Source organism: Pseudomonas sp. (assembly GCF_050739655.1).
GTDB lineage: Bacteria > Pseudomonadota > Gammaproteobacteria > Pseudomonadales > Pseudomonadaceae > Aquipseudomonas.
Genome location: NZ_JBOIBY010000683.1, coordinates 1 through 5048, shown reverse-complemented (window position 1 = coordinate 5048; position 5048 = coordinate 1). Strand labels below are relative to the sequence as shown.

General features: G+C 58.3%; 6 protein-coding genes. All 6 read right to left on the bottom strand.

Annotated elements, in window-relative coordinates; translation table 11 throughout:
* Positions 1-106: 106 nt before the first annotated feature.
* A complete protein-coding gene (locus tag ACRESJ_RS32385; protein WP_095197123.1) occupies positions 107-436 on the bottom strand; it encodes a hypothetical protein in 330 nt (109 codons plus the stop codon).
* On the bottom strand, positions 433-1347 hold the full coding sequence (locus tag ACRESJ_RS32380; RefSeq protein WP_431761549.1) for an alpha/beta hydrolase: 915 nt from the start codon (positions 1345-1347) through the stop codon (positions 433-435). Before ACRESJ_RS32380 ends, ACRESJ_RS32385 begins: the two co-directional genes overlap by 4 nt.
* 159 nt (positions 1348-1506) lie before the next feature.
* The gene (locus ACRESJ_RS32375; protein ID WP_431761548.1) at positions 1507-2784 is read right to left on the bottom strand and encodes a flavohemoglobin expression-modulating QEGLA motif protein; all 1278 of its coding nucleotides are present in this window, start codon (positions 2782-2784) and stop codon (positions 1507-1509) included.
* 36 nt (positions 2785-2820) lie between these two features.
* Positions 2821-3375 (bottom strand): hypothetical protein, encoded by a 555-nt coding sequence (locus ACRESJ_RS32370; protein WP_431761547.1) that lies wholly within the window; start codon positions 3373-3375, stop codon positions 2821-2823.
* Positions 3376-3512: 137 nt separating this feature from the next.
* Positions 3513-4217: a TetR/AcrR family transcriptional regulator gene (locus ACRESJ_RS32365; RefSeq protein ID WP_431761550.1), complete on the bottom strand. Its 705-nt coding sequence runs from the start codon at positions 4215-4217 to the stop codon at positions 3513-3515.
* Positions 4218-4329: 112 nt separating this feature from the next.
* Positions 4330-5048 (bottom strand): amino acid--tRNA ligase-related protein (locus ACRESJ_RS32360; protein ID WP_431761546.1); only part of this gene is annotated, 719 nt, incomplete at its 5' end.

Sequence of the window (5048 nt, the reverse complement as noted above, 5' to 3'; positions counted from 1 at the left end):
CTGCTGGCGATAGCGGTGTATCAGTCAACATCAATGTTGAATGTTCAATCGCTATCGCCAGCAGGCTGGCTCCCACATTGGTTCTGTGTTGCCTGCGAAAATCAGTTTATTGCTCGAGCTTCTGCGGCGTTTCCTGCCCCATGCAACGCACGGCTTTCTTGCGGTCGTTGATCAGTACGCCCGTCAGGCCTTTCTGTTCAGTGTCGAACAGCACCAGCACGCCATCGATGCACTGCGCCACTTGCGCTGCCGGCTCCAGGGAGACTTTGTAGTCTTCGCCCGGCACGGTTTTCAGCATGGTGAATTCGTTGAGCAGCAACGCATCCTCTGGTTTGGCGAAATGCAGGTAGCCATACCACCACAGTGCGCCGACGGTGCCGAGGATGCTGCAGATACCGGTGATGATCAGCGGGATGGCGTTACGTTCTTCACTCATTGCGGACTCTCTGATGGTTCATCTTCTGAATTCGGTGGTGCCGGGTAATTCGGGATCTCGCCCAGGCGGCGCAGGCCGTTGAAATGCTGCGGGTCGTCAAGATAACGCAGCATGACTTTGCGCCAGACCGGGTCGCCGAACGTCTGCACATGACCGCCACGGGTCAGTTGCAGTACCCGCGGCGGCGGCGCAGCTTGATACAGACGGATGCCGTTGGAAAGAGGCACGATCGGATCGTCGATGCTGTGGTAGATCAGTTTCGGCACGGACTTGAGTTGGGGCATGGAGTTGATCGCACTGTCGCCGTCCGGCACCAGCCAGGACAACGGCACCTGAAACGCCCACAACAGCCATGAATGACTCAGGGCAAATTGACCGACGCTGCGGTAGCTGGCGGGCACGCCGTCGAGCACCAAAGCCTTGAGCTGTTTTTCCCGCTCGGGGTGTTGAGCCAGATAATGAACCGCCAATGACCCGCCGAGGCTCTGGCCAAGCAGGATCAGCGGCTTGCCCTTGACCTCGGGCGCCTCGTCGAGCCATTTGAACGCGGCGTCTATGTCTTGATAAATTTCGGGCAACTCTGGCTTGCCTTCGGACAGGCCATAACCGCGATAGTCCACCAGCAACACTTGATAGCCGTGCTCCGGCAACCAGTAACTGCCGCCCAGGTGCATCGGCAGGTTGCCGCCGTTGCCATGCAGGTGCAGCACCGTGCCCTTGACCTCGACGCCCTTTTTCGCCGGTAACCACCAGGCGTTCAGCTTGAGGCCGTCAGCGGTGGTCAGGGTGACGTCGCGGTATTCGAGCTTGGCTTTTGCCGGAGTGAACATCTGGCCGGGTTCGGGGTAGAACAGGAACGAACTGCAACCGCTCAGGGCCAGGAGGAGGCAGACGATGCCGAGGATTCTCATCCGTTGAAACCTCGCAAAAGATGGTTGAAACACGGTCCAGTGGAAAACAAAGTACCTGTGGGAGCGGGCTTGCCCGCGATAGCGGTGTGTAAGGCAACATTAAAGTTGAATGTTAAGCCGCCATCGCGGGCAAGCCCGCTCCCACAAGAGATCGGTTGTTCACAAAATATTGGAGTAATCCGCCTCGATCCGGTCCAGGCTCAAGTGGTTGAGGAAGTTGGAGAAGCACATCCAGGCCGACAACGCGTTCAAGTCGCGGAACTGCTCCGGCAAGTACTTGGGCGGCACCACCAGTCCTTCGTCCACCAACTGGCGCAAAGTACGCATGTCTTCCAGAGTGGTCTTGCCGCAAAACAGCAGCGGTATCTGCTCCAACTTGCCTTTGCGCACGGCCAGTTGAATGTAGTTGTAAATCATGATGAAGCCCTTGAGGTAGGACAAGTCTTTGGTAAATGGCAGACCTGTCGGCACCGAGCCACGGAAAACGCGGCTGGCGTTGCTGTAGCTTTCGGGCATCTCGAAACCTTGCTCGCGGAAGAACTCGAACACCTGCAGGAAGTCCGCGCCCTCCTCCACCATGTGAATGGCTCGGGTGCGGTTGGTCAGTTTGCGCAGGCGACTGGGGTAAGAGGCGAAGGTGATGATTTCCATCAGGATCGCCAGGCCTTCCTGGGTCACCGTCGACGAGGGCGGACCCTTGGCGAGGAAGGTGCAGATCGGCTGGTTCAGACCGTTGAGGGTGGTGCCGACGTGCACCAGCCCTTCGTGGACTTCCAGGGCGCGAACGTCGCGCTCATTGAACATCGCGTCGGTGCGGATCTTGATGTAGTCGGCACCCGCCGCCGCATCGGCGACGATACCGTCGGACTCGAATACGCGGATGGTTTCCTCGGCCTCGCCGAACACCCTGTTCAAGCGGTGTTGCAACAGGCTGACAGCGTCCTTGGCCGTCAACGTCTTCGGCTCATCCTTGAGGTCGCCACGACCGTCGATGTTGTTCAGGTACTCGGACAACATCATGCCCAGGTCGGACAGGGTCGGGTCGCCGGCGTGGAACGCGTCGGAAGCAGCGCCATACAACTCTTGGGAAATCAGGCCGAAATCCTCGGTGCCGCGTGCTTCGAGCATGCGCACCACCATGCGGTATTCCTTGCACATGCGACGCATGATCTGGCCAACCGGGTTGAACTGGCCAAGCTGACGGGTGATGTCGCGCTCGATGTTCTGGAACTCCAGCTTCACTTTGCTGGAATCGAACGCCAGTGGCCGATTCAGATAGTAGTCGCGGTCCACAGCGGGCATTTCCTTGCCCTTGGCCTTGAGGAAACCCTTGCGAATATTTTCGTCCCATTTGACGGCATCGAGAACGCGGATTGGCGTCTGCGCCAGCACAATGCGATCGGACAAAATGCGTATCGACTGCTGGTAATCGTCCACCCGAAACTCCTGAAAAAACTGTTATATGCCCGACTTTTATTTGGCTTTGGCCTGACGCTGGAAACGCGCCACTTCGACGAACACATCGGAATTGGCCGGGTCATCCAGGTAAGCGGACACCTGGTCGCTTTGGTTGTTGATCAACACGCCATCGCCGTCATCAGTCTGGAAGCCTTCGCCGCTCAGGGCATTGTGCCCCACAGCCTGCTTGATTTGCTCAAGGTCGAGGTTGTACACCACCAGCTCATGCTCGTCGGTGAGTTCAAAGCCGCCGATGGTGTAATTGCCGCCGAACTGCGCCGGGACTTTCGAGGAGAGATACCAACGATCGCCGTGGCGCGACACGGTGAAAGGATAAGCTTCGCGCTCCCTGGGTTTGTCCCGGAAGTAGCTGACCGCCTGATAGCGATTGTCGCCGACGCGGGTCAGTTCCAGATTCACCGGTTCACCCCAGGCGTTGGTACTGGTCCATTTGCCGAGCAACCCTTTGGGCGCGGGCTCACTCGTGGGCAGCGGCTCCTTGAAGGTGACCAGGCAGCCGCTGAGCAGCAGGAACGACAAGGCGATCACTACGACACGCCAGGCTTTCATTCAACACTCCCTTTGAAGATCACACTGCCTTTTCATGCGTAGGAGCTGCCGAAGGCTGCGATCTTTTGATCCTGTTTTTAAAAAATCAAAGTCAAAAGATCGCAGCCTGCGGCAGCGCCTACACACAGGGGTTCGCGCTACACCGACGCCAACACCAAATGCATGTACCGCGTCAGGATACCGAGCATTTCCTCTTCGGCGACCGGCTCGGCTTCGTTGAGCAGGCCCTGATATTCCATCCGTCCGATTATAGCCGTCAACACTTTGGCATCCTGTTGTGGCTCGCGCGAACCCAATACCTTGAAGAGCTGGCAAGAGCCCTGCAACAGGATTTGCTGATGCGAACGCACCAACTGGGCCAGGCGCGGGTTCAACAGCGCTTCCTGACGGAACGCCTGCTCGGCCATCAAGTGTTCACGACGGGTGACCAGTTGCCGATGAACGTAGTCCGCCATCAAGCGCGCAATGTCGTCCGCCAGTTTCGAACGCGCCTGCGCACTGCCGTCGCCACTGGCGATCATTTCCCGCAGCAAGCCTTCATTGTTCACCCACAGTTTGGCCATGTAGGCCGCGCTGCGTTCCACGTACTGGGCGAAGGTATCGGTGAGCAGGTCATCGATATCCTTGAAATAGTAGGTGGTCGCCGACAAGGGCACTTCAGCCTCGGCGGCCACCGCACGGTGCCTTACGGCCCGCACGCCATCACGCACGACAATGCGCATCGCAGCATCGAGAATATCCTGTCGACGCTGTTCGCTGCCCTGTCGGCTGGCCTTGCGCCCCTGGTACTGAACACTTTCAGCGACCGCAGTGGCGACACCCGCTGCACCTTCTTGAGCCATTGCACCGTTCACGACAGGAATTCCTCTCTCACTTCAAAGTAACCATTTGATACGTTTGTACCAGACAGGCAATAAAAAGCCGCCTATTTCGGCGGCTTTTTAACTGAAACGTTTACGCTTGCGGCCGCATGTGCGGGAACAGGATCACGTCGCGGATCGACGGTGAGTTGGTCAACAACATCACCAGGCGGTCGATGCCGATGCCCTCACCCGCCGTTGGCGGCATGCCGTACTCCAGCGCGCGAACGAAGTCGGCGTCGTAGTGCATGGCTTCGTCGTCGCCGGCGTCCTTGTCGGCCACCTGCGCCATGAAACGCTCGGCCTGGTCTTCCGCGTCGTTCAACTCGGAATAGGCGTTGGCGATTTCACGGCCACCGATGAACAGCTCGAAACGGTCGGTGACGTTCGGGTTGTCATCGTTACGACGGGCCAGCGGCGACACTTCGAACGGGTACTGGGTGATGAAGTGCGGCTGCTCCAGCTTGTGCTCGACCAGCTCTTCGAAAATCATCACTTGCAGCTTGCCCAGGCCTTCAAAGCCCAGCACCTTGGCGCCGGCCTTCTTGGCGATGGCACGAGCCTTGTCAATGTCGTTCAGGTCATCGGCAGTCAGCTCAGGGTTGTACTTGAGGATCGAGTCGAACACCGACAGACGCACGAACGGCTCGCCGAAGTGGAATACCTTGTCGCCGTACGGCACGTCAGTGCTGCCCAGAACCAGCTGCGCCAGTTCGCGGAACAGTTCTTCGGTCAGGTCCATGTTGTCTTCGTAGTCGGCGTAGGCCTGGTAGAACTCCAACATGGTGAATTCAGGGTTGTGACGAGTCGAAA

Coding starts and splice junctions, on each gene's coding strand:
- ACRESJ_RS32385 (WP_095197123.1), bottom strand. CDS start 436: ATGAGTGAAGAACGTAACGCCATCCCGCTGATCATCACCGGTATCTGC.
- ACRESJ_RS32380 (WP_431761549.1), bottom strand. CDS start 1,347: ATGAGAATCCTCGGCATCGTCTGCCTCCTCCTGGCCCTGAGCGGTTGC.
- ACRESJ_RS32370 (WP_431761547.1), bottom strand. CDS start 3,375: ATGAAAGCCTGGCGTGTCGTAGTGATCGCCTTGTCGTTCCTGCTGCTC.
- ACRESJ_RS32365 (WP_431761550.1), bottom strand. CDS start 4,217: ATGGCTCAAGAAGGTGCAGCGGGTGTCGCCACTGCGGTCGCTGAAAGT.